The sequence below is a fragment of the Pedobacter sp. FW305-3-2-15-E-R2A2 genome, assembly GCF_038446955.1.
Taxonomy (GTDB): Bacteria; Bacteroidota; Bacteroidia; order Sphingobacteriales; family Sphingobacteriaceae; genus Pedobacter.
In genome coordinates this window covers 2,269,467-2,294,655 of record NZ_CP151803.1, presented here as the reverse complement: position 1 = coordinate 2,294,655, position 25,189 = coordinate 2,269,467, and the positions used below count along the sequence as shown (strand labels likewise).

The following is a 25,189-nucleotide window of genomic DNA, read 5'->3' as shown; positions in this document are numbered from 1 at the left end:
GCCTTTGCAATGGCCAGCGCCATTACCGTTTATTAACTGAAAATGAAATTGTTAAAGAGATTTCCGCCTCTTGAGCACGGTAGGAATCACCTCTTGTATCCGCTCCTGACCAATGACAAATTGTGCTGCTTTCTGTGCCATCAGGTTAAAATCTGTAGAATAAGTCGTGATGCCACCGCAAATGATTTCCTTAATGGGATCATCATCCTGAGATAAAATACCGACCTCCTTTCCGAGGGTAATGCCTTGATTTTCACAATCTTTAAGCATCGCCCACAGCTGCCTGTCGTTACAAATAAAATAGACTTTCCCTTGTTCTACTGAACCGGACAGATACTCCTTTTTTATTTGATATTTGATGTCATAATCCTTCACAAACCTTTTAAAGGCTTTCATGATTTCAATCGGCAGGTCTGAATTGGGTCTGGAAAAGAAGACCATTTCCTCAAATTTTCTGATCGTATCCAGCAATTCGACAAATACCCGGTAACTGGACTCTTCAAATTCCTGACTGAGGTAGGAAAAATCGCCCTGCATAGGCTCAAAACGGTCAATCATCAACATTTTCTGAAGCGGAAGCAGCTTTAAGATCTTTGCCGTTTTGGGATGAGGCATCGGCGTGACAACATATATTCCATATTTTCCGCTGATGTTATTGATGATGCTTTCGAAAGTATCAATATTCTGATGATGAAAGAAGACATCAATATGAACGTTCGGCACGAGAAGGTCTCTAAAGGCATTGTAAAAGGTCTCCTGAATGGAATCAAAGGCGTACAGCACCAAAGCAACCTTTAAAGGCTGACCAGTATCTACATTAGAGATATAATAGCCCATTCCTCTTTTTGATTCTATAATTCCACGCTCAATCAGCTCCTTATACCCCTTCACGATGGTTTCCCGGGCAAATCCGGTTTCCCTGATCATGACGTTTACAGAAGGAAGCTGATCCCCTTTCACCAGAATCTTACTGTCAATTGAGTTAATAAAGCCCTGAACCAACTGCTCGTGTTTAGAATAACCCGGAATTACTTCCAACTCTTGTATTTTCTCAAAAACATTCCTCATATATCTTATCTAATTGCAGGCCTGACCGGGATCAGGAAAACAAATTTAACATTCCAATTATTAAAAACCGTACAGCATTTGTACACTGTACGGTTTTTCTTCAGTATATCTATTTTTTTTAGGTTGATGAACCTCCCTATTGATAACCAGGGTTCTGGATCAGCAATTTATTCTTTTGTGTTTCATATTTAGGGATAGGAAACAAATAATTGGCTTCCAGAAACTTGCGCGGCTGTAAATCAAAGTAATCGTAGCTAAAGGAACCGTTCTGGTTTTTAGTGATGTTCACTGCCCTGATCGGCTTATTCTCTGTAACTGCGGCGATTTTCCACCTGCGTACATCATAAAAACGATGTCCTTCAAAGCACAATTCAATCTCCCGCTCATGTCTGATGGCATCCCGAAGTGCGGTAGAACCGGCAGTAACGGGAGGCATATTTACGGATGGCCTGCTACGAACCAGGTTGAGATAGTTCCTTGCTTCCGCTTCATTTCCCAGTTCGTATTGTGCTTCTGCATAGTTTAAATAGACTTCTGCCAGGCGAAAGATGACCCAGTTTTGTGTGCTGCCGGTCGCATCCATATCATGCGTTTCATCCGCGTATTTACGCCAGTTGTATCCCGTCAGACTGGCGTTCCAATTCTCCACGGGACTCTGCGGGCTATCTAAGCCACCTTTAAAGTACTCTGCATTGCGTCCTTTAAAGGGTGTTCCGTTAAAAATAATGGTGGCATTGAAGCGTGGATCCCTGTTTAAATACGGATTGGTGGGGTCGTATCCTGATGCCGGATCGGTGATCATCTTTCCGTTTTTCATTTCAAAATCGTCGACCAGGTTTTGGGAAGGTGCATATACAGACCAGCCATGGTATCCGTTTGGTGCAATCATGACATCAAGTGAAGATTCCCAATCCGTGCCATTCATCCCATAAGACATGATAATTTCGCGGTTGAATTTTTCTAAAAACAGTTGTTTATAGTCCGCTCCATTGTATAGGCTAAAACCAGGTGCATCGAGCATGGCTTTGGTGGCATCGGCCGCTGCCTGCCATTTCGCCCTGTCGTTGGAAGGATTGTTCAAAGCACTTGCGGCATAGAGTAAGGCCCTGGATTTCAAGGCAAGAACGGCTCCTTTGGTTGCCCGGCCAAGGTCTTTTCCACTGTAACTGTCTGGCAACATTGGAATCGCCTCATCGAGTTCCTTTACGACGAAAGCCATACATTCGGTATATGAATTTCTCGCTGCCAGGAAATCAGGATCAGAAAGGCTATAGACTTTAGTGATCAGTGGCACACCACCATAGCGGGAAATGAGGTTAAAATAACACCAGGCCCTGATAAACTTCATTTCACCAGTCATCCTTTTTTTAATCCCCTCATCCCCTTTCACCGCTCCTATTTTTTCAAAAAAGGAGTTACAATCGCGGATAAAGCTATAATCCGGGGTCCAGCTGTCCATAGAAAGGTTGTCCGGACTTATTTCTCCTTTATTCCATAAAAAGACATTTTCATAGTTAAATTTGGAATATCCTTCATCGGATGCGGCGGATAAACCGGGTCCATTTGCTGCTGCTCCCCAGTTATAAAAATGGGGTAAGGCGCGGTATTTGGAGTTGATAAAGGTCTGTATCAGGTTCAGATCTGTCCAGACATCGAGCTCTGAATAGGTATCCAGGGGCTTTCTATCCAGAAAATCCTTTTTACAGGAATTCAGGTTCGTTAAAAGCAATAAGCCCAAAAAGCATATAGATATAGTTTTCATCTTCATTATTGTTTCATTTAGGATTAAAGAGAGATATTGATTCCTGCGCTCATAATTCTGGTTTGCGGGTAATAACTTCCGGTTACGGCATTGAGTTCAGGATCATAATCCTTGATCTTGCTCAGTACGAACAGGTTACTGCCATTCAGGAAGACACGCAGGTGCTGCAGGCTTAACCTGTAGGTCAGCTCTTTAGGAAGAGTATAAGAGAGTTCTACATTTTTGAGCCTTAGAAATGCCGCATTGCGCAGCCAGAAGTCAGAATACCGGTTATTTATCGCATCATTACGGTCAAATGAAGCAGGATATTTTCCTCCTGGATTATTGACACTCCAGCGGTCTTCGAACAACCAAACAGGAGGCGTGATGGCATTGCCCTGTTGTGGCAAAATCAACTGCCGGGCCTTTCCCTGACCTTGCAGGAGGATGTCCAGCCCAATTCCTTTGTACTGAAATCCGGCAGTAAAGGCGAATACACTGCTGGGTGTCGGGCTTTCAAATATGCGAATCCTATCGTCAGAAGTGATTTTCTGATCTCCATTGATGTCCTGATAGCGGATATCTCCGGGCTTAGTACCTGCCAAATGTACAGAATTGTCGATCTCCGCCTGTGTGCTGTAGATCCCATCCGTCTGGTATACCAGCCAGGAATCCATGGCATGACCCTGAACTTTTTGCCATTCCGGTACATTGGCGGCCTCATCCATAAACACGACTTTGTTCTTCGTGAAGGTATAATTTCCACCAAGCTGATAAGAGAAATCCTTATTGACAGCATGCCGGTACGTCAATTCCAACTCAAAACCCCTGTTGTTTACTTTTCCGATATTTTCTGCAGGTAATTTACCTGTTAGCCCTGTACTTGAAGGAACGGAAGCATTCCGGGCAATGAGGATGCGGTTACGTTTAGAGACAAAATAGTCTGCATTGAAATTCAGATCCCCGTTAAAAAAGGAAGACTCGATCCCCACATTGGTATTATTTACGACCTCCCAGGTGATTCCGGGATTGGGTGCCACACCTGCCGACAAGCCCTGCTGTTTCTCGCTATCCGGTCCAAAATAAAAGCCCCCATCCAGGTTATATTGTTGTAAATTCTGGTAAGGTGCAATTTTATCATTTCCGAGTTTACCCCATGAAGCCTTCAGTTTCAACTGGTTTACAAAGCTGACATTGTGCTTAAAGAAGTCCTCTTCGGAGATCCTCCATCCCAGGGAAAGTCCTGGAAAAGTGCCCCATTGTTTACCTTTAGGAAAGTTAAAAGAGCCATCATGACGCAGAATAAACTCTGCAAGATACCTTTCCTTATAACTGTAGGTAAAGCGGCCAAAGAAGTTTCTGCGTGCAGATTGCGAAGCCACACTGCCATTGTTCTTGTCTTTATCCCCACCTATAAATATCTGATCAATTTTGCTGCTTAAATAACCTGTACGGTAGGCACTGATCCCTTCATCATAGTTTTCGCTTTGCTCAAATGCCGCGAAAGCCGTCACCTGATGTCTGCCAAAACTCCTTTCATACCCCAGTTTCAGGTTGTAGGTCGAGAGTTGGTAGTTCCTAAAATCTTCATTCAGGTTAATTGGTCCTTCTGTATCCCTCAGGTTCACATATTCCTGCGTGTTCTTATTATAGCGGAAGGCATCCCAATTGTCATATAATTTCTTACCGTTGCGAAAGCGGAAATCAAAAGCAGCAAGTCCGGAAAGGTATAAGCCCTGCGTGATATATGGCATTTTAAGGTTAAAAGAGGCATCGGAGATCAAGGAATAATCCTTCGTTTTATTATAACCTGTCGCCCCTGAAGCCATTAACACCGGATTACGTCCACCGGCAAGGCCTGGTCCGGGAAGGCCATTTGGATAATAAGCGGGCAAGGTCGGATAAGCAGAAAGTACCTCTGCAAAGATCGTCCCGCTGCTGTAGTTAGAATAACGCCTGTCTTCGATCCTTCCTGCAACATTCAAGGACAGCTTCAGGTGATCGCTCACCTGAGAACTGACGTTGGAGCGCAGGTTGTATTGTTTGTATTTCGTGGCAGATTTGTGAAAGATCCCATCCTGATTCAGGTACTCTCCGGAAATAAAATGGTCGATCTTTTCGCTCCCACCACTTAAACTAATGGCATGACGGGTTTGCGGAGAAAAATCCTTTAATACCGCATCGTACCAGTCTGTATTGGGAAAATTCAGTGGATCGGTTCCGTCTTTATATTTCTGTACATCTGCATCTGAATACTGATGCGGCTGTCCGAGGCGGTCGTTTACCTCGTTGATATAAGTGGCATACTGTCCGGCATCCACCAATTTCGGCAATTGTGTAGGCTGAGTAAAGCCATAACTTCCGGTATAAGTAACCGTTGGTTTCCCAAGTTTCCCTCTTTTGGTCGTAATCAGAATCACACCATTGGCGGCCTGAGCACCGTAAATCGCGGCAGAAGCATCCTTCAGCACGGTAATGCTTTCCACATCATCGGGATTGATCCTTTCAAATGCCCCTCTGTTGGCTACTCCATCGATCACAATCAGCGGACTATTGTCGTTCAATGTTCCCTTACCCCGAATCAGCAAAGTAGAAAAATCATTGCCAGGTTCCCCAGATCGGTTGGAGGCAATTACCCCAGGAATACGGCCTGCAATGGCATTACTCAGATTGGCCGCAGGACTTTGTCTCAAAACATCCCCCTTCAAGGTTGCAACGGATCCGGTTACCGTTACCTTTTTCTGCTGGCCATATCCCACCACGACAATCTCTTCCAATACCTTTTGATCTACCTGAAGCTGTACATTAACTTTTGAACCTTCATTTACAGTAACTTCCCGGGTGATATACCCTGTAAATGAAAACACCAATACTCCTTTCCCGGAAACATTGATGCTATAATTTCCTGATCCATCAGAAGAAACAGCAGCCCCTGTTCCTTTAACTGTAACTGAAACTCCCGGCAGTCCCCCACCTGTTTCGTCTGTTACCTTTCCCGTTACGCGCGCTGTTGTTTTCAGCACAGACTGGGCATTGACTACATTGGTCATCCCCACCTGTCCTCCACATACAGCGCATAGCATTAATACTTTAAGGGTCAATTTTAATTTCATACGCATTTTTGATTAGTTGGTTTGGTTTATATTCTGGTTTATATTTTGGTTGAAAACTTACAGTACCGTACTATTCTATACTGTTCTAGTTTAACACAAACATATAAACATTTTTACACTTCCCAAATTTTATTTCAGGAAGCCCCAACAACCTTGTATTCAGCGCATAAAAAAAGCCGTATCTAAATGATACGGCTTAAAATATTGTCCCTTAAATAATCCTTTATATACGCTCTCCTTTATACATTATCCAGGTTTGGCGCAAGAAAAAGTATGCGTTCTGTGAGCAGGCCTAGAAATACCTGCCCTTTTTCAGGGCATGGATTTCAGTCTGCGAACAGATATGCTTACTTTTTCACTTCATTAAACCTTCTCTCCACCTCTGCCCAGTTGACCACAGTCCACCATGCATTAATATAATCCGGGCGTTTATTCTGATATTTCAAATAATAAGCATGTTCCCAAACATCCAGTGCGAGAATTGGTTTCCCTTTCTCCGCCACTACATCCATCAAAGGATTGTCCTGATTTCCAGTAGTGGTAATTTTCAATTTTCCATTCTGAACAATCAGCCATGCCCATCCTGAGCCAAATCTTTTCGCTGCAGAATCTGCAAAGGCGGCTTTAAACTTATCCATAGTACCAAAGGCACCATTAATTTCTTTCAAAAACGCCGGAGAAACAGGTTTAGGCTTGGGTGCCATGACCAACCAAAACAGGCTGTGGTTAAAATGTCCACCTGCATTATTTCTAATTACAGCAGGATACTTAGATACCTGAGCAAGCAGGTCTGCAAGCGACTTTCCTTCAGCGGAAGCACCCTTTAAGGCAGCATTCAGGTTATTTACATAGGCAGCATGGTGTTTACCATGATGAATTTCCATCGTTTGTTTATCGATAGCAGGTTCCAATGCATTGGTAGCATAAGGAAGTGTCGGCAATTTAAATTGCGCGCTCACCACTTGTGTGCTGAGTAACAATAAAGTAACGGGCAAAAAGCTTTTTAATAGTCTCATTTGATGATATAATTTGTAATGATAGAACGTTTTCTGGAAGATTTTAGTTTAAAAGTTAAAACCTACGGAGAAATAAGGCATTGTTGCTTCCTTAGAGAAGCCTACTGTTCCCTGAATCAGGATCTGATCTCCCGGCATAATGTACAGACCACCACCATAACCATGGTGCCATCTGCCGCTGGATTCTCCGGGTTGCCAAACCCGGCCTACATCGTTAAAACCGATCATTCCTACTGTTCCTGGAACCAGGTAAGAGGTAAAATTGAATAGTTTTAGTCGCAGGTCCAGGTTATGATAAGCCCCTGTACGGCCTGTAAACCTCCTGCTGTTGAATCCGCGAAGGCTATTTACCCCTCCCAGTTGAATATTCTGAAAAAATGCAGGATTCCCTACTGTGGTTCCTCCACCAATCCTGTTGGCGATCACCAATCCAGATTTCCCCGGGTTAAGATAAAAACGAAACTCCGACGTGACGATCCCATAGCGCTGATCATCACCGGTTACCCGTTGTTGAGCCGAAAGTGTGGTTTTCCAAAAAACGCCTTTTTTAGGAATGGCGATATTATCCCTTGTATCGTAAGACCATCCGGCGGTTAATCCGGCATAGAAGCGGTTAGAAAAAACATCTTGTCCGGGATTGGCCAGGTCATAATCAAAGAGAAAGCGTTCGTCATTCTCTGAACGCTCACTGGCATAATAAGACAGCAGTAATCCCCCTTCTACGCTCCAGAATTTATCGAGATCTCTTTTGAGTTTAATATTGGCATTTAGATAATTATAACGGTTCCGATAATAAGAAATCCCGTCTTCTTTATCATTCTCCTCCTCATGATGATCATCTTCCTGATCCTTTACATAGTCGGTATTGTTCCCCAAACCAAAGAAGTTACTTAGATTGTTAGGCCCCAACATGTTGACCGTTACCTTAAGGTCATTGTTACCGATTGCTTTCTTAAAATCACCTGCATAATCCAGGATAAAAGACTTCCTTCCGGTAGAGTAATGGGCCCAAATCTCTTGTTTAGAGGCATAAGGTGCTTTTCTAAACCCCTGTTTCTCTATAATATAACCCAATCCAATCTGTACCCCCTGATCAATATTATAGTTCAGGTCAAACAAGATCCCGGATCTGTCGTACAGAAAACCGGTTTTATTAAACTGGTTTACGGCGGTATCTTTTGCCAGTCTGAGTTTCGCAAATCCTTGCTCCGGGAGCTGGTTTATTTCATCCTTACGGTCGTAAATGAATAGTCCTGATTTATTGCTTACATTTTCTGCTACTTTAAACTGATCTTCCTCATCTCCACCGATCATTCTTACTTTTATCGGGGAATTGGCTTTGCCATGCACCTCAAAAACATCTTTTCCTCCCAATCCGAACAACCTGATTTCCTTAGTCACCTGCGGATCGAAAGTCCGGTCAAAGAACAGGCGGCCTTTAGTGCCATCCTTCTTAATGTTGTAAACATGCAGTCTGACCATGCCATCTTCCAGATGTTTCACCTCAAAATATTCGGTCTTATCTGATCCGGGAACATCTACATTAATGGACAAGAAGCGGTAATATTTCAGCGCCAGGGTTTCCAACTGGTCTCTCCTTGACGTAAAATTACCAATCAGCTCTGCGCCACATTGTTTAAATATCGGCTCCGGCATCTCCCTGAAAGATTTAGCGATCAGTTCATCGGTCATTTTAGACTGTACCAGTTTCACCTGTTCTTTCCAATCCTGTTCCGTCAGTTCATTTAAAAAGAAGCGGTCAAAATACCGTTCATTAAAGTTCCAATGCTCCACATCTCTGATCGTTGGGGAGTAAGGTTGTAAATGCGATTTCAGCCATTGATGGGTCAATACCCATGGGAATACCCCTGAAGTTTTATAAAATACTTTGTCACGGTCTCTGGGAACGGGACTATAGGTTGTACCATCGACGGTTTTGTCTACAGACCAGCGCCAATTGTCTTCATGCCTGTCCCAGTCTCCCAATAAGAAATCCAGTAAACGGGCCCTAAGGGTCATTTTCTGATCTGCATGGGTATCATTATCTTTAAGAATCTTCTTTTGTGCTTTTTCTGTATTGTCGGTTTTCTCTTCAAAAGGAGATCTTTCTTCAAATACGTATGCTGCATTGGCGAAGTCTTTCCGGTATTCACCCAGTCCGGGATCATCACCTACGTATACGATTTCCGGTTTTGCATGGGCCAGGTCGAGTGCTCCGGCCAGTGTTGGAACGATCAGGGAAGCAAAAGGATGGTTGGTAGAAACCTGATCCTGAGTAATGTCCTTTGCAATGGTAGCCCTCAGGTTTTCCGGCAGACTTCTATCGGCATATTTCTGAACGGTTCTCAAGACCCATTCTTTGCCCGAAGCATCTTTTAGACGCAGCGATCGGGTTTGCATTCCCCCACCAAGCTTGGTAATGGTGAGCCCTCCTTTTTCTTTCTGAAGGTCCATGATGCGGAGCTTTACCGGTGTAGCCCATATTTTACGGTAGCTTTCTCCCAGCCAGAAGCGGTGAAAGCTACTTACTTTATCATATTCAGGCGCAATAGCCACTGTAATTGAGTCCGCTTTACCCGCATTTTGTGCGATGCCAAGCGAAGGAATGGCTACAAGAGCCAGGTTTACTAATAATGCCGCTTGCAGCTCCTTTTTAAAACGCATGGTTGATGTTAATGTTTAAGCGTTACCCCTATTCTAAGGGCCTTTAATCCTTCTACTCCTTGTAGTTCTTCAATATCAAGATACTCAAGATCGTCATTTAAAAGACCAATATCCTGAAGAGTTTTAATATATCCTACATATTCATGTGCTTCCCAGCTATTAAAATACACAATTGCAATCTTTCCGGGCTGGGTAATCCGCTCCATCGTATCTTTAATATGTGCTTTATCGATCCGTTTTTTGACCATCTGATAGCGGATATTATAACTTCCTTCCACATCGAAACGTTGTTCATCGATCCTGAAACTGATGTCTATCAATTTTTCATAGACAAAGATCAGCTGTGTCGTTTCCAGTGGCAGGGAGAAATAAGGCGCCAGACTAAAGGTCGTCTGTGCCACTTCTGCCAGGACTTTCAATTGTTTCAGGCGGAATTCATGGAGGATCTCCTCCGAAAACTCCTGATCCGGTGCAATTGAAGGGCCCAGGTAAATGTCAAACTCTACCCCATCTGTTCTGAATTTTTCAAAATAGCAAGGGTAAATGCGTTGAATTTCTCTGTTAAACTCATCCAAATGCCTGGTTACTGCCAGGTTAATCATCTGAAGGCTTTTTTCATACCGGTCCCTGTGTTCGTAGCTTTTTCCATCAATCGCGGTGAGCTTGAAATACTCGTCTACGGTTTCGGTCAGCTCCGGATAAGTTTCCATTAAATGGGTCAGTGCATATGGAATCTGGCGCTGCAGGTAGTCTTCCGTCTTCAGGATCTCGCGGTCAGAAAGGTCTTCAAACTGTTCTTTATTCCAGATCTGATATTGTGGTGGAATGTCCTCATCCGGCATCTGACAAACCTTTTCCTTCACTGCATCCAGTGTTTTTTCCAGGATTTCGAAATGGACATATAAGTCTTTTCTAATCGCCATATTGCGAAGCACACTGGAATTCCGGATGTCTACTGCTCCATAAAAAGGGTGTACATCTTTAAAGAAAACAGGTTCTACAGGCAGGTTTCTCGCTTTGCCTCCCGATTGAAGGTAATGGTATGCTGCCTGATGGAAACGCCATTCCACAGAAGGCTGCAGGGCTGTAAATTTATCGGTTACAATTTCGGAGATCTCCTGATTGAAATCGGTAATGATATCCTGATATAGCTGTGCCAGCAATGGGAAGGCCAGGTCAATTTTCGTCAGCGTACTTCCATTAAACTGGGTTGGATCTTCAGTATACAATTCCAGGCATCCCACCAGTTTCGCATTATAATATAAAGGAAAGAGGGCATATGCCTTGATTCCTTTCGCCCAAAGGAGGCGGAGCATCGGATATTTCTCCTGATCTTCCTGGGTAATTTCCGGAAAGATCATCGTCCTTGGATTGCTCAGGTACTCTTCAATCAGGTTCAGTTCATCCTCATATTTCCAGCCATCTTCTTCGGCCAGTTTAATCAGCGTGCTGTAGAAACCTGATTTTTCATTCACCAGGAGTTTATTGTTCAGCTTTGTATAAGGCAGCATTCCAAACTCCAGCTTTTCAGTCCCCACGAGGGTCTTTAAGGCGGTAGCAATTTCTTTACTATGGTTTACATCCTTAGATTCATGGTGTTCTATGATGATGTTCTTGATCGACTCCAGCACATATTCACCGGTCACATCTACCATCGTCACGATAGAAATCCCTTCTATGGTAAAGATTTCCGGTGGAATTAACTTCGTTAAAATGTCTATGGTATTTTTTTCGTCCTGAATATAGTCTTTCACCATATTGAGGTCGTATACCGGCATTTCCACATTTGCGGTAATGTCCAGAAATCTGGTATCTATAATTAAACGGTAATACTTAGGCAGTTTTGTTTCCGGATCGATGATCGACTTAACGGTAAACTCATTGGCTGTCAGAGAGAAATTGTAAAATCTGCGGAGTACCAGGTTATAAAATGCCGACAAGAGGCTCTTCTCCATTTCCAGCTTTGAAGGCAGACTTAAATCCGCTTTCAAGGTGCAGGTGGAGGGCTCCATCAGTATATTATAAAAGGCATTTGTTCCGTAATGAAAACAGGGCATCAATGGGGTACTGATGGCCCATAAATGTTCTTTCTCTTCATTTATAATCGGCGATAATGCCGTATAGATCAATTCAAAAAGCACGTTATACCGATGGACATTTTCCTTTGGAATCGGCTCCTGCAATTCAGGAAATTGCTTAAACTGTTCGAGAATGTATTTATAAAAGTTGATTTTTGCGGTTTTCTCCGTGTTTGCCATGTTCTCCACATAGGCAATAAAAGGCCTCAGCGACAGCTTTATTTCTGTGCCAACCGGTCTTTCCCCCGTTCCAACAATACTATTATTTAAATCCAGCGTGATCGCTTGCATCTGTTGTATTATTTATTTTTTCGTATTATTTGCCTGCGGCGGTATACTTAAACTTGAGGATATTGCCATTGGTCAGCTCATCTCCCTCGTTCGAAATATACAGGTTCAGGTCTTTGTCGAAGGCTATGCCCTCCGGCTGGTTGTAGAGCGCAGAGCTCAGGCGGTGTACCGCTTTCACTTTCCAGTTTTCATCTGCAATCAATAGCAATTTATTGGCGGATGCGAGAATGTACCATTCTTTTGTTTTCGGGTTCCTGGTTAATGCAGAAGGGCTTAAACTTGCTTTAAGCTTAGGATTCATCGCTTTGATCTGCTCCAGGTCAATGCTGAAAGTGCTTTCCGGAATCAGGCTGTCGATTTCAGAATTATAATTGAGCACATACCCTGTTGCCGTTTTCTTCTTCTTATCTACCGGGCAAGATTTACATAGTATATAGACCTTACTGCTTTCTTCATCCGCATACAAGCTTTCATACTCTCCTTTTGGGACCAGTCCTTTACTGTGTTTTACATTTTCTGCTTCTTCTTTAACCGCTTCCGCAAAGGGAAAAGAGAAAAGGTGTCCATTGCTTTTCAATACAAAGATCTTTTCTTTTAAGATGGCGATGTCTTCGTAATCCCCTTTTGCTGCAAAACGCACATTCTTCTGGTCTTTGATGTCCCATTTCTGGCGGAACACCTTTCCATCTTCATCCTGAATGGAATACACCGTATCTGGTTGTCCTTTATAAAAAGTGATGCCGGAGATTTCCAACAGGCTTTCGGGCATGTTGAACTTATCCGGTTTCTCCAGGTTATAGCCTGCAGGGCTGCTAAATTTAGAGGCTATGGGTTTACAGGCATAAAAAATCAGTAAGGCCAGCACCGGAAGAATATAGAATAGTTTAGTATAGACTTTTTTCATAAATACGTTCGTTAATTAACATTGAACTTTTGTAACAACTGATAAATGGCTTCCTGAGAGCGCAATGGGTTTGGGCCATGGAGTTCTTCATTTTGCATGGTAGCACTGATGTTTACCGCCTGCACATTATCTTGAAGCTGCAAGGTAATAATTTCCGTAATCAGACGTTTCAACTCAGCGTCATATAACGGAAAACACACCTCAATCCGGCTATAAATATTTCTGTTCATCCAATCCGCAGAGCCCATATAGATGTCGTTTTCTCCTTTATTGTGGAAAATAAAGATCCTTCCATGTTCCAGATAACGGTCTACAATACGCCTAACAGTAATGTTTTCACTCAACCCAGCTTGTCCGGGAATGAGGCAACAGATGCCGCGGATGATGAGCTGGATCTTTACCCCCGCCTGCGATGCTTCATATAGTTTAGTGATGAGGACCTGCTCTTCCAGGTTGTTCATTTTGATTATAATGCTGGCAGGTAATCCTTGCTGCGCATGGTTAATTTCCCTTTGAATCAGGTCAAGAAAGGTCTTTTGCAGGTTAAACTGTGCCACCAGCAGGTGTTCAAATGAGATCTGATCTTCATCGGCTGGTGTTTTCTTTTTCTTGCTTAAAAAGCCAAATAACGATTCCAGTTCCTGCAGCATCGGCTGATGTGCAGTCAGTAAAATATGATCGGTATAGAATTTCGCCGTGCTTTCGTTCAAATTACCCGTCGCCAGTAAACCGAGGTATTGGCTTTCCCCTTCAATATTGCGTTTGACCAGGCCTACTTTGGCATGAACTTTCAGGTCCAGGTTGCTATAGACAATCCTTACTCCCGCCGCTTTCATCTGTTTGGCCCACTTGATGTTATTTGCTTCATCAAAACGCGCTTTCAGTTCTACCAGGACCACGACTTTCTTTCCGTTTTTTGCGGCAGTCATCAGTGCATTGACGATTCTGGAATTGCTGGCCACCCGATAAAGGGTCACATAAATCTCTTCTACGGAAACATCATTTGAAGCTTCATTGAAAAAGCGAAGTACGGCATCGTAATTCTGGTAAGGCACATTGATCAAAATGTCTTTCCGGAGGATATGGTTAAAAAGTGTGTCTTTTTCTGCAATTCGCTCCGCCACCGCTGCAGGCCATTTCGGATATCCGAACTGTTTGCCATCCAATGGGAAGTTATTGAGGTCTTTTAAATTATGGTAAGTTCCGCCTTCCACCACTGCTGCTTTATGCAGGTTCAGGGCATGGATCACACGGTATATGTTTCTCAATGGAATTCCCGGTTCATAAAGGAAACGGGTAGCAAAACCAAAATCACGAGTCTCCAGTTGTTTTTCCAGCGCAATGGTGATGTCTTCGGCATACTCCTGCCCTATCTTTAAAGCGGCATTCCGGGTGATCTTCAGGTTAAAAGCACCATGAATCACATCATGAGGGAATAAATACGCCAGGTGATGTTTGATGATGTCTTCCAGAAACACCACATATTGTTCTTCTCCGGAAGGAATGGCATACAGGCGTTGCAGTACTTCCGAAGGAATACTGATCAGCTCCATGCGCTCCGTACCTTCCTGATCTCTTAAAATGATAACCTGGTACAGTTTATTGTTTTCGGCAAAGAAATCCGTCAGGTCCCGGTCAATACAAACGGAGTGGATATAGGCGAGCACTTCATTAAAAAAGATGTCTGAAACCTGGGCAGAAATCTCCGCAGGAATAGGTTTATTATATAACCAATGGATATTTTTCGCTTCCAGTTCCGGTAGAATCTGTTTGACCATGATCTCACCGAACTTTTGCTGCTGCTGGTTGATCTTCTGTTTCGCCAGTTCAAAATCCCACATCAGGACCGGCATTCTCACCCTGTAAAACTCATCCAGATTGGAAGAATAGATAGAGAGAAATTTAATGCGTTCCAGAATGGGTACCGTCGTTTTAGAGGCTTCCATCAGCACACGTTCATTAAAACTTAGCCAGCTTAAATCCCGGTTAAAAAATACTGCAGACTCCATATTATAAGGTAACCAGGAACGAAGCCAGGATAAAGGCCACAACAGAGATGACAATTCCAAACATAAATACGTTGTAGGCGATCCTTAAAAGACGGTATTTACGGCCAAGGACTACCCCCTGGGAGTAAAGATCTTTGATCAGACTTCCGTAAAGGAAATCCCTGTCTTCCATCATTTTTATCATTCCTCCTTCATAATCAGGAAGGCTCATGCGGTAAAAGTTACCGAAGAACAAAAGGTTTACCTTTTTATTATTGATGTCTTCAGGTGTAAAAACTCCTTCAGGAATGGAAGGACGCGTTGCAAGGATGGAAAACACCATGGTCACGACGCAAATCACGAGTAATATTAAGGTAGGAATAATCAGGTGCGGGTTGTCTTCCAGTTTTCTTAACAGAATACTCAGGATAACCGATAAGATAATGGAATTGGTAGAAATCATGATGTGCGCCTTATTATCGGCCATATCACTCAGGCGCTGATGGTTGGTAGAAGTGATCCTGAACATGGTTTCAATTCCCCTTTCCGGCCTCTCGCTCTTTTTCTTCTTATCTTTTTTCGTTTCCACAAGTTCAACAGGTTCATTGGCCACCGCAAGCACCTCTGTTTCTTTTTGTGCGGCTACTGCCTTATGCTCCAATTCGGCCAGGTTCTCTGCTTTTTTCGCATTCAGCAGGTTCTGACAATAAGCGGTATGGTAATGGTGTGCCTTAAAAAGAGCGATGGTTTTCAATCTCCATTCATCTTTATCGAGTGTCCTGTCGCAGAAAGCCTCTGCTTCCTTGCGCATCAGTTTGTTTCTTTCTTTAAAGCTGTTGCTGCCTAAATGATAGAGGTCTGCATCGCAAACGATCTGTTCCAAAAGTCCTTCAGGGCTCTGGGGCATTTTGGTGGCCAGGATACAGTTGATCACTTTATCGATCACTTCTGCGCTGACGCCTTTCTCTTTCAGGAATTCCGTGGCCAGGCCTGCCCCACTGGCCTCGTGTTGCTGACAATCAAAAAAGTAGCCAAGGTCATGGAACCAGCTGGCGGCGATAACGATGAAAAAGTCTTCATCTGACAACTGATAATGATTGGCAATTTTCACCGCATTCTCTACGACCTGTTCGGTATGGTTTAGGTTATGATATATAAGTCTGACATCGTTTTTTGCATGGAATACATTGGCAACGTGCGATCTCAACTGGTCTAATATTTCCCTATAATTCATCTGGTATGCTATTGTTTTTCTTAGTAAATACTTCTTTTCATGGCTTAAGAAACGATTATAAGCCTGTTTTATCCTCTTTTACATTTGCAGGCTGAGGCTGGTTTCTTAATAAATCACGCGCTCTTACTTGTTGGTTGATGATATAAATATGGGGGTTTTAATTTTCATATTTAAAATTACTTTAAAAGATGTCATAACTTCTATTTTTCATCAGGATTATATTTGTTTTTTAAAGGTGATAAAGCGAACATAAGCATAGTCATTCCTGTTTGTAAGAGCTATGCTTATGATGGTTTCGAAATGGTTTCTGATCTGTATCAAGTGAGAAAGTGATGCTCGTCATATTTATCTGAACCCGGAAGCCGGAACTTTGGAAATATCGAATTTCCTTATGTTAGCACAGAAAACCATAGTCCAGGAAACCCAATGTTACCATTGTGGTGACGACCTCCCAAAAAGCCCTTACACGTTGGACGACAAGCATTTTTGCTGTCTGGGATGCCAGGGAGTTTACCAGCTTTTATCAAGCCATGATCTTGGGAATTATTACGCTTACAACGATGTCCCCGGACAAACACAAAAGAATGGAGCGCAGCATTTTGAGTACCTCGATGAGGCAGGTATTGCTGCGAATTTGCTGGATTATAGTGATGAAAAAATCAGTGTCATTACCTTATATATCCCTGCCATCCATTGCAGCTCCTGTATCTGGCTATTGGAACACCTCCATAAAATAAAGCCAACCATTCTTCAATCCAGAATTGATTTCCTGAAAAAGCAGGTAGTGGTGACCTATAAAAACAAAGAATTGTCCTTGCGACAACTCGTGGAAACCTTATCAGCCATCGGCTATGAGCCCCTGATCAGTTTACAGGATGTAGTAAAAAAGCAGAAATCTGATCATTCTGAAAGGAACCTGATCACTAAAATTGCGGTCGCAGGTTTCTGCTTTGGCAATGTCATGCTGCTCAGCTTCCCCGATTATTTCGGAATTACAAACCTGGATCAGGAGTTTAAATCTTTCTTCGGATGGATGAACCTCGCGTTTTCTATTCCTGTCGTATTTTATAGTGGAAGGGATTATTTTATCTCGGCCTGGAACAACTTAAAAAACGGCATCTTAAACCTTGACTTCCCACTTGCCTTGGGAATTACCGTCATGTTTTTCCGCTCTATAGCAGAAATCGTCAGCAATACAGGTGCAGGCTTCGTAGATACGCTCTGCGGACTGGTATTTTTCCTGCTCGTTGGGAAATGGATGCAACAACATACCTACCACCATCTTTCCTTTGAAAGGGATTACCGTTCTTATTTCCCGGTTGCCGTTACGCTGATCGGAAAAGATGGTGAAAAACCCATTCCACTGAATGAGCTGAAGGTAGCAGACCGCATCCTGATCCGCAGCAACGAGATCATTCCGGCAGATGCCATCTTGTTAAAAGGAGATGCAGAAATGGATTTCAGCTTTGTAACCGGCGAATCCCTACCGGTAAAAAAGGTCTTGGGGGAAGTGGTTTATGCTGGCGGCCGGCAACTTTCAGGCGCCCTGGAGCTGGAAGTCGTAAAGCCTGTCTCTCAGAGTTACCTCACCCAATTGTGGAACAATGAAGCTTTTTTTGGAGAGAAAAACCGCATCAGAACCTTTAGCGACCGGGCGAGTAAATACTTCAGCATTGTGCTGTTGAGTATTGCTATCGGCGCTGCCGCCTTCTGGATGTTTAAAGGAGATACCGGAAAAGCGGTGGCTTCCTTTACTGCGGTGCTCATTATTGCCTGCCCTTGTGCCCTGGCTTTAAGCTCTCCATTTACACTTGCTGCCGTGCTGAGCATTTTCGATAAGAATAAATTCTACCTGAAAAACACCGCGGTGATCGAAGAACTGGCCCGTATCAATACCTATGTATTTGATAAAACAGGGACAATCACCAATCCGGATGTCAGCGGATTTACTTTTGAAGGATCTGTTACGGAAGAGGAGAAACAGCTGATCAATGATCTGGCCAGAAACTCCGGACATCCCCTGAGCAGGGAGCTGGTGAAATGGCTGAACAGACCTGCGAAGTATGCAGTTGGAAAGTATATGGAAAAAGTAGGCCGCGGGATTACGGGAACAGTCAACGGCAATACTTTAAAGCTGGGAAGCGCCTCCTTTCTGGGTTTAGAGATTCAGCAAGTGGCTAAAGGTGCGGTCGTACATATTATTATCAATGAGCAATACCGGGGTTTCTTTTGTTCTGAACAACAATGGAGATCGGGGTTCAAAGAGCTGATCTTTAAGCTGGGTAAGGCTGCAGACCTTCACCTCTTATCGGGTGATCAGGATCAGGACAAACAGACCCTGATTCCCTTTTTTCCCCGCGCACAGCAGATGCATTTTAAACAAAGTCCGCAGAATAAACTGGATTATATCGTTCAGCTTCAATCCTCCGGCAGGAAAGTTTTAATGTTTGGAGACGGGTTGAATGATGCCGGAGCCTTAAAGCAGAGCGATCTGGGCGTTGCGGTAACCGACAACATCAATAACTTCTCTCCGGGTTGCGATGCCATTCTGGACGGAGCGAGCTTTTATAAGATCCCTCAATTTATTCAGCAGGCAAAAGATGCGGTAAAAGTGATTCACATGAGCTTTGCCATTTCCCTGACTTATAACGCGCTGGGGCTATACTTTGCCGTTCAGGGGATGCTTTCTCCACTAATTGCAGCGGTGTTAATGCCCATCAGTACCGTTACCATCATTCTATTCACCAGCATTGCAGCCAGACTGTACGCGAAGAAAAACCAATTGCTATGAACATCATTTACTTTCTGATCGGATGCAGCATCCTGCTCGCACTGATCTTCCTGGCGGCCTTTTTCTGGGCCAGCCGAACGGGGCAAAACGATGATACGTATACCCCTTCTGTACGAATCCTGTTCGATGATGAGGTCCAGCCTGTGAAGGAGGACATAAAAAGTGATGAAGATCACACTTAGTGGAAATTCTTGTCATTCTATAGTCACACACACCGCCCTAATTTTACAAACAATAAACAACCACTCATTATTTTAACATGACTGATAAATTTTACTACGACAACAAGATCGTCAGGAACTTCGCAGTAGCCACCATCGTCTGGGGCATCATCGGAATGACGGTCGGATTGCTCATCGCTATGCAGCTCTTTAAACCTGCATTAAATATGGGCTCCCAGTACACGACTTTCGGCCGGATCAGGCCATTACACACCAATGCGGTGATCTTTGCTTTTGTGGGTAACGCCATTTTTATGGGCGTTTATTATTCCCTGCAGCGACTCCTTAAAGCGAGGATGTTCAGTGATGTACTCAGTAAAATACACTTCTGGGGATGGCAGCTGATCATTGTCTCGGCGGTGATTACCCTTCCTTTAGGGTTTACCTCTTCCCATGAATACGCAGAACTGGAATGGCCGATAGATATTGCCATTACCTTAATATGGGTGGTTTTTGGGGTTAATATGTTTGGTACAATTATCAAAAGAAGAGAGAAACACATGTATGTGGCCATCTGGTTCTATATTGCCACATTTGTAACGGTTGCGGTCTTGCATATCGTGAACTCTTTCCAGCTTCCGGTATCTGCATTTAAAAGTTATTACCTGTTTGCAGGGGTTCAGGATGCACTGGTACAATGGTGGTATGGTCACAATGCGGTGGCATTCTTCCTGACCACCCCTTACCTGGGAATGATGTATTATTTCCTTCCAAAAATGGCCCAGCGTCCGGTATACTCTTATAAACTGAGTATCCTTCACTTCTGGTCATTGATCTTTATCTATATCTGGGCCGGCCCACACCACTTATTATATACCTCTTTACCAAGCTGGGCCCAATCTCTGGGTGTTGCGTTCTCGATCATGTTGATTGCACCAAGCTGGGGCGGTATGATCAACGGACTCCTGACCCTTCGCGGTGCATGGGACAGGGTAAGAGAAGATTCCAGGCTTAAATTTATGGTAGTCGGCATTACCGCTTATGGTATGGCCACCTTTGAAGGTCCAATGCTTGCCCTAAAACAGATCAATGCGATTGCCCACTATACCGACTGGATAGTAGCACACGTACACGTAGGCGCTTTAGGCTGGAATGGTTTCTTAACCTTCGGAATTTTATACTGGTTGATTCCCCGCATTTACAGAACAGAATTATACTCTAAAAAACTGGTTTCCTTCCACTTCTGGATCGGAACACTGGGAATTATATTTTATGCAGTGCCTTTGTATTTCGCCGGTTTCACACAAGGATTAATGTGGAAAGAGTTCAATGCGGATGGAATGCTAAAGTATCCAAACTTCCTGGAAACAGTAATTCAAATCCTTCCAATGTATGTCTTGAGAGCGATCGGTGGTGCTTTATACCTTACCGGAGTCATCGTGATGACCTACAATCTGATCAGAACAGTTCGTCTGGGAAAACTGGTGGCCAATGAGGCTGCTGAAGCGATGCCACTGGCGAAAGATTATGTTCCTCAGGGATCTGAGAAAAAATTACACCGCGTCCTGGAACGTAAACCAATGGTATTCATGGTGCTTTCCTTAGTGGTGATCCTGATTGGTGGAATGATCGAAATGATGCCCACCTTCACGATCAAATCTAACATTCCTACGATTGCCAGCGTACAGCCTTATTCTCCTTTGGAGTTACAGGGACGTGATTTATACATCCGTGAAGGTTGTGTCAGCTGTCACTCTCAAATGATCCGTCCTTTCCGTTCAGAAACAGAGCGTTATGGAGAATACAGTAAAGCGGGAGAGTTTGTATACGACCATCCACATTTATGGGGTTCCAAAAGAACCGGACCGGATTTACAGCGTGAAGGTGGTAAATATGGCAATGTATGGCATTACAACCATATGCTGGATCCACAGACGATGTCGCCGGGAAGTATCATGCCTCCTTACGAATGGTTGATTACCCAGAAACTCGACACAACGACCACGATCAGCAAGATCAATGCGATGCGCAGTTTAGGTGTTCCTTATGAGGAAGGTTATGAGCATAAGGCCAACAGAGACCTGGACAAACAGGCAAAAGCCATTGCTGCAGACCTTCAGAAGAACAACATCAAAGTGAAAAGTGATAAAGAAATCGTTGCGCTGATTGCCTATCTGCAACGTTTGGGAACGGATATTAAAGCAAAGTAAAATCTAAACAACAACACCATGTTTAAGCAATTTTTAAATCAAGTAGATGGAAGCCAGGTGTATTTACTCACCTCTCTGGGGATTTTCATGGTCTTTTTCTTACTGGTCGGCATTCTCCTGCTGACCATGAAAAAAGACGAAATAAAATATATGAGTGAATTACCTTTAAAAGACGACGAGTAATGACAGACCTACTTATCTGGGCCCTGCTATTTGTTGCAGCGCTCATCCTTATCGTTTCCTTACAGGTATTGAAGGTAATCAAAATCTTTATTAAGGAAAGCATCAGCCCTTCCCCATTTGCCACTGAAGAGGAGAAAGAACAATTCCGGTTACTGGCCGCAAAACGTGAAGCTGAAGAACAGGCAAAACCTTCGATCTGGACCAAACTCATGGGCTTAAAACCTATGGCAGAGGAGAAAGACCTGATGATGGACCATGAATTTGATGGCATTGCGGAATTGGATAACCCTACTCCGGCCTGGTTTAGCGTATTGTTTTATGGAACCATCATTTTCGCCATCGGATATATGTTCAATTACCATGTTTTCAACTGGGGAAAATCACAGGAAGAAGAATATGCGATAGAACTTCAGCAGGCTGCAGATGATCGCCTTGCTTTTCTTCAGAAACCAGGTGCCGCAGGCCCTCAGATCAATGAGAGCAATGTAGCACAAAGCAATGATAAAGAAGTGATTCAAAAAGGGGCAGCCTTATTTAAAACCGTTTGTACGCCTTGTCATGGGGCAAATGGAGAAGGTGGTGTTGGCCCTAACCTGACTGATGAGTTCTGGCTGCATGGCGGAAGCGTAAAAGACGTATTCAAAACAATCAAATATGGTGTTCCTGAGAAAGGAATGGTGGCCTGGGAGAAATCCATGAATGCCAAACAAATCTCAGACATCACCAATTATGTATTGTCATTAAAAGGAAGTAATCCTGCAGGAGCGAAAGCACCACAGGGCAAAAAAGATTAATATGTCGTCGCAAAGTCCCGGACAGTTCAGAGACCAGATCTCCACCCTTACCGATGATGGTAAAAGCCGTAAATGGCTTTATCCTCATGTGATCAAGGGGAAATTATATCAATACCGCTCCATCGTCAGTTATTTTTTCCTGACATTACTATTTGCTGCCCCATTTCTTAAGTTAAATGGGGAGCAATTGGTTCTTTTAAATGTGCTGGAACGAAAGTTTGTATTCTTTGGCGTCATCTTCTGGCCTCAGGATTTCTACCTCTTTGTATTGGCTTTGCTGATTTTCATTGTATTCATCGTACTGTTTACTGTCGTCTTTGGACGGGTATTTTGCGGATGGGCATGCCCGCAGACGATCTTTCTGGAAATGATTTTCCGGAAGATAGAAATCTGGATTGAGGGCGACCATCATAAACGCAAAAAGCTGGATGATGGTCCTTTGACCGGACAAAAGGTCTTTAAAAAAGGATTAAAACATGGAATTTACCTGGCGATTTCTTTTCTGATCGCCAATATCTTCCTCTCCTACCTGATCGGCTCTTCCGTGTTGATCAGCATCATAACGGAACCGGTATCCATGCATTTAAGCGGCTTTATCGCGATCTGCGTATTTACCATCGTATTTTACCTGGTATTTTCCAGAATGCGGGAACTGGTGTGTACGGTGATTTGTCCTTATGGCCGTCTGCAAGGCGTATTACTGGACAACCAGAGCATCATTGTTGCCTATGATTACGAACGCGGAGAACCTCGCGGGAAGCGCATTAAAGAAACAGAAAACCAAATCGGCGACTGTATCGATTGCAAGCTTTGCGTACAGGTTTGTCCTACCGGAATCGACATCAGGAATGGTACTCAGCTGGAATGCGTAAACTGTACGGCTTGTATTGATGCCTGCGATATGGTGATGGAGAAAATCAACCGTCCAACACGCCTGATTGGGTTTAAATCTGACGATGAGATCAAGTTCAAACAGGGTTTTCATCTCAATAAAAGGGTGTATGCCTATACCGGTGTACTGCTTGTTTTAATAGCGGTACTGAGCTACCTTTTAATCGTCAGAAGTGATGTCAAAACTACGATTTTACGTGCAGGGGGCACACTTTATCAGATGCGGGAGAAAGAAAAGGAAGTCAGCAATTTATACAATGCCGAGCTGATCAATAAAACAAATAAATCATTGAAGTTTGAAATCATTCCGGATGATCCATCCACCAAAATTCAGTATATCCAGAAACAGGATTCCATCGCCTATGGCGGTGTGGCAAAGCTGACTTTCTTTGTGATCATGCCTCAGTCGGCATTAAAGAAATACAAGTCAGACATCGGTTTCAAACTGGTATCGGATGGAAAGGTCCTGGATAGATTTGAAACTACATTTATAGCACCAATAAACGATTAAGCATATGGAATGGAACTGGGGAACAAAATTAGTGATGGGTATGGTATCGTTCATGACCTTCATTGTCGTACTGGCAGTGATGATGTTTAACAGCAAACCTGACGCCCTTGTAGATAATGATTATTATGAGAAAGGGCTCAATTACGATGCAGATTACCACCTGAAGGAACAGGTAAAGGCAGACCATGCTGCACCGGAGATCCTTGTTTTACCAGGAGAAATTCTGCTGACGTTTAAAGCTGCTGCAGAGGGAAAAGTAAAAATCGTCCGTCCATCGGATAAACGAATGGACAAGGTGGTTAATTTCAAAACAGCTGCAGCCTATAGATCGGCCATCCCTTCGAAAGAAATTGCCAAAGGGAGATGGAAACTGATCATTACATGGAATAGTGCAGGTAAATCCTATTTGGATGAGCAGGAGGTCATGGTGAAATGAGTACGGAAAGACTTGCTTTCATGATCGGACTGCTGGGGAGCGTGCATTGCATAGGTATGTGCGGTCCCCTTGCCTTCGCTGTGCCCTCCCTGAAACAGGGCTGGGCATTTCTGGTGTTGGATAAGCTATTGTATCAATTGGGAAGGATCATTTCTTACTGTTTTCTGGGCCTGATGATTGGCCTGATCGGACAACAGATCTGGATGGCCGGTTTTCAACAGGGAGTTAGTATTTTCAGCGGTGTATTGATTGTGATGGCAGCCTGTTCCAGGTTATTCAAATTCCAGGTCTTTAAGCACACGCCTTCCTTCTTTTTAAAGCCTTTTCATAAGGCTTTTAACTATGCCTTGAAACATAAGGCCAATCACCTGATCATTGGGCTGATCAATGGATTTCTGCCTTGTGGTTTTGTTTATCTGGCGATGGCAGGAGCCTTAAATACCGGAAATGTAAGCAGTTCCATGACTTATATGTTCTGGTTCGGGATGGGGACCCTCCCCCTGATGTTCATTGCAACGTTAAGTATGGGATTTACAGGTGCATTATTGCGGAAGAGGATCAACAGGGTGATTCCTTACTTTATGCTTTGCCTGGGCATCTGGTTTATTTTCCGGGGACTGGAGTTAAACATCCCCTATCTAAGTCCGGCAGGAACCGCGCAAGGGGTTGCAGAATGCAGGTAACTCTTTTTTTAACGCATTAAACGTAAATTTGTAATGAAAAATATGAGAGATATAAAAGACAGCAATGACATTCGCCTATTGGTAGATGCTTTCTACAGCAATGCACTTATTGATCCGGTGATTGGTCCGGTATTTAAAGCGGCAGATTTTTCATTGGAAAGACATATCCCGGTGATGGTTACTTTCTGGGAGACGATCTTATTGGACGTGGTGACCTACAAAGGCAATCCAATGTTAAAGCACATTGCCTTAAATAAAGAAGTGCCCCTGCATCCGGAACACTTTGATCAATGGATGAAAATATGGACAGCTACCATCAGCGCTAATTTTGAAGGACCGGTAGCGGATAATGCCATTTCCAGAGCCTCTTCTATCGGGCAGCTGATGCAATATAAGATTAAACAAAACAGCTCGCTTTAAACGTTCCCAATC

The 25,189-nt window shown here is 43.5% G+C and carries 18 protein-coding genes; 9 read left to right on the top strand and 9 right to left on the bottom strand.

The features are described from left to right. Window positions 1-51: 51 nt before the first annotated feature. The 9 genes from AAFF35_RS09510 to AAFF35_RS09470 all read right to left on the bottom strand — a co-directional run bounded on the left by AAFF35_RS09510 (window position 52) and on the right by AAFF35_RS09470 (window position 16,097). Window positions 52-1,068 (bottom strand): substrate-binding domain-containing protein, encoded by a 1,017-nt coding sequence (locus tag AAFF35_RS09510; RefSeq protein ID WP_342332209.1) that lies wholly within the window; start codon window positions 1,066-1,068, stop codon window positions 52-54. 136 nt (window positions 1,069-1,204) lie between these two features. Beyond that, window positions 1,205-2,830, bottom strand: coding sequence for a RagB/SusD family nutrient uptake outer membrane protein (locus tag AAFF35_RS09505; RefSeq protein WP_342332208.1), 1,626 nt, complete (start codon window positions 2,828-2,830; stop codon window positions 1,205-1,207). Between the two features lie 23 nt (window positions 2,831-2,853). Then, window positions 2,854-5,922, bottom strand: coding sequence for a TonB-dependent receptor (locus tag AAFF35_RS09500; RefSeq protein ID WP_342332207.1), 3,069 nt, complete (start codon window positions 5,920-5,922; stop codon window positions 2,854-2,856). 347 nt (window positions 5,923-6,269) lie between these two features. Further along, window positions 6,270-6,938, bottom strand: a complete 669-nt coding sequence (locus tag AAFF35_RS09495) for a superoxide dismutase (RefSeq protein ID WP_342332206.1) — start codon at window positions 6,936-6,938, stop codon at window positions 6,270-6,272. A 48-nt stretch (window positions 6,939-6,986) separates the two neighbouring features. Then, on the bottom strand, window positions 6,987-9,602 hold the full coding sequence (locus tag AAFF35_RS09490) for a BamA/TamA family outer membrane protein (protein ID WP_342332204.1): 2,616 nt from the start codon (window positions 9,600-9,602) through the stop codon (window positions 6,987-6,989). 8 nt (window positions 9,603-9,610) lie between these two features. After that, on the bottom strand, window positions 9,611-11,971 hold the full coding sequence (locus tag AAFF35_RS09485; protein WP_342332203.1) for a GAF domain-containing protein: 2,361 nt from the start codon (window positions 11,969-11,971) through the stop codon (window positions 9,611-9,613). 25 nt (window positions 11,972-11,996) lie between these two features. After that, window positions 11,997-12,875 (bottom strand): SdiA-regulated domain-containing protein, encoded by an 879-nt coding sequence (locus AAFF35_RS09480; protein ID WP_342332201.1) that lies wholly within the window; start codon window positions 12,873-12,875, stop codon window positions 11,997-11,999. 11 nt (window positions 12,876-12,886) lie between these two features. After that, window positions 12,887-14,884, bottom strand: a complete 1,998-nt coding sequence (gene ppk1 / locus AAFF35_RS09475) for a polyphosphate kinase 1 (RefSeq protein WP_342332200.1) — start codon at window positions 14,882-14,884, stop codon at window positions 12,887-12,889. A 1-nt stretch (window position 14,885) separates the two neighbouring features. Further along, window positions 14,886-16,097, bottom strand: a complete 1,212-nt coding sequence (locus AAFF35_RS09470) for a Pycsar system effector family protein (RefSeq protein WP_342332199.1) — start codon at window positions 16,095-16,097, stop codon at window positions 14,886-14,888. Window positions 16,098-16,488: 391 nt separating this feature from the next. Between AAFF35_RS09470 and AAFF35_RS09465 the strand changes: the two genes are divergently transcribed. From AAFF35_RS09465 to AAFF35_RS09425, 9 genes are all read left to right on the top strand, one after another. Further along, window positions 16,489-18,888 (top strand): heavy metal translocating P-type ATPase metal-binding domain-containing protein, encoded by a 2,400-nt coding sequence (locus AAFF35_RS09465; protein WP_342332198.1) that lies wholly within the window; start codon window positions 16,489-16,491, stop codon window positions 18,886-18,888. Continuing rightward, the gene (gene ccoS / locus AAFF35_RS09460) at window positions 18,885-19,070 is read left to right on the top strand and encodes a cbb3-type cytochrome oxidase assembly protein CcoS (RefSeq protein WP_342332197.1); all 186 of its coding nucleotides are present in this window, start codon (window positions 18,885-18,887) and stop codon (window positions 19,068-19,070) included. The genes AAFF35_RS09465 and ccoS overlap by 4 nt, the downstream gene beginning before the upstream one ends. Before the next feature lie 77 nt (window positions 19,071-19,147). Continuing rightward, on the top strand, window positions 19,148-21,259 hold the full coding sequence (gene ccoN, locus AAFF35_RS09455; protein WP_342332196.1) for a cytochrome-c oxidase, cbb3-type subunit I: 2,112 nt from the start codon (window positions 19,148-19,150) through the stop codon (window positions 21,257-21,259). An 18-nt stretch (window positions 21,260-21,277) separates the two neighbouring features. Next, the gene (locus tag AAFF35_RS09450) at window positions 21,278-21,442 is read left to right on the top strand and encodes a hypothetical protein (protein ID WP_342332195.1); all 165 of its coding nucleotides are present in this window, start codon (window positions 21,278-21,280) and stop codon (window positions 21,440-21,442) included. Continuing rightward, a complete protein-coding gene (locus tag AAFF35_RS09445; RefSeq protein ID WP_342332194.1) occupies window positions 21,442-22,236 on the top strand; it encodes a cbb3-type cytochrome c oxidase N-terminal domain-containing protein in 795 nt (264 codons plus the stop codon). The genes AAFF35_RS09450 and AAFF35_RS09445 overlap by 1 nt, the downstream gene beginning before the upstream one ends. A gap of 1 nt (window position 22,237) precedes the next feature. After that, complete coding sequence (gene ccoG / locus AAFF35_RS09440) at window positions 22,238-23,638, top strand: cytochrome c oxidase accessory protein CcoG (protein ID WP_342332192.1); 1,401 nt, start codon at window positions 22,238-22,240, stop codon at window positions 23,636-23,638. A 4-nt stretch (window positions 23,639-23,642) separates the two neighbouring features. Continuing rightward, a complete protein-coding gene (locus tag AAFF35_RS09435; RefSeq protein WP_342332191.1) occupies window positions 23,643-24,074 on the top strand; it encodes a FixH family protein in 432 nt (143 codons plus the stop codon). Next, complete coding sequence (locus tag AAFF35_RS09430) at window positions 24,071-24,757, top strand: sulfite exporter TauE/SafE family protein (RefSeq protein ID WP_342332189.1); 687 nt, start codon at window positions 24,071-24,073, stop codon at window positions 24,755-24,757. Before AAFF35_RS09435 ends, AAFF35_RS09430 begins: the two co-directional genes overlap by 4 nt. Window positions 24,758-24,799: 42 nt before the next feature. Further along, the gene (locus AAFF35_RS09425) at window positions 24,800-25,177 is read left to right on the top strand and encodes a group III truncated hemoglobin (RefSeq protein WP_342332188.1); all 378 of its coding nucleotides are present in this window, start codon (window positions 24,800-24,802) and stop codon (window positions 25,175-25,177) included. Window positions 25,178-25,189 lie beyond the last annotated feature (12 nt).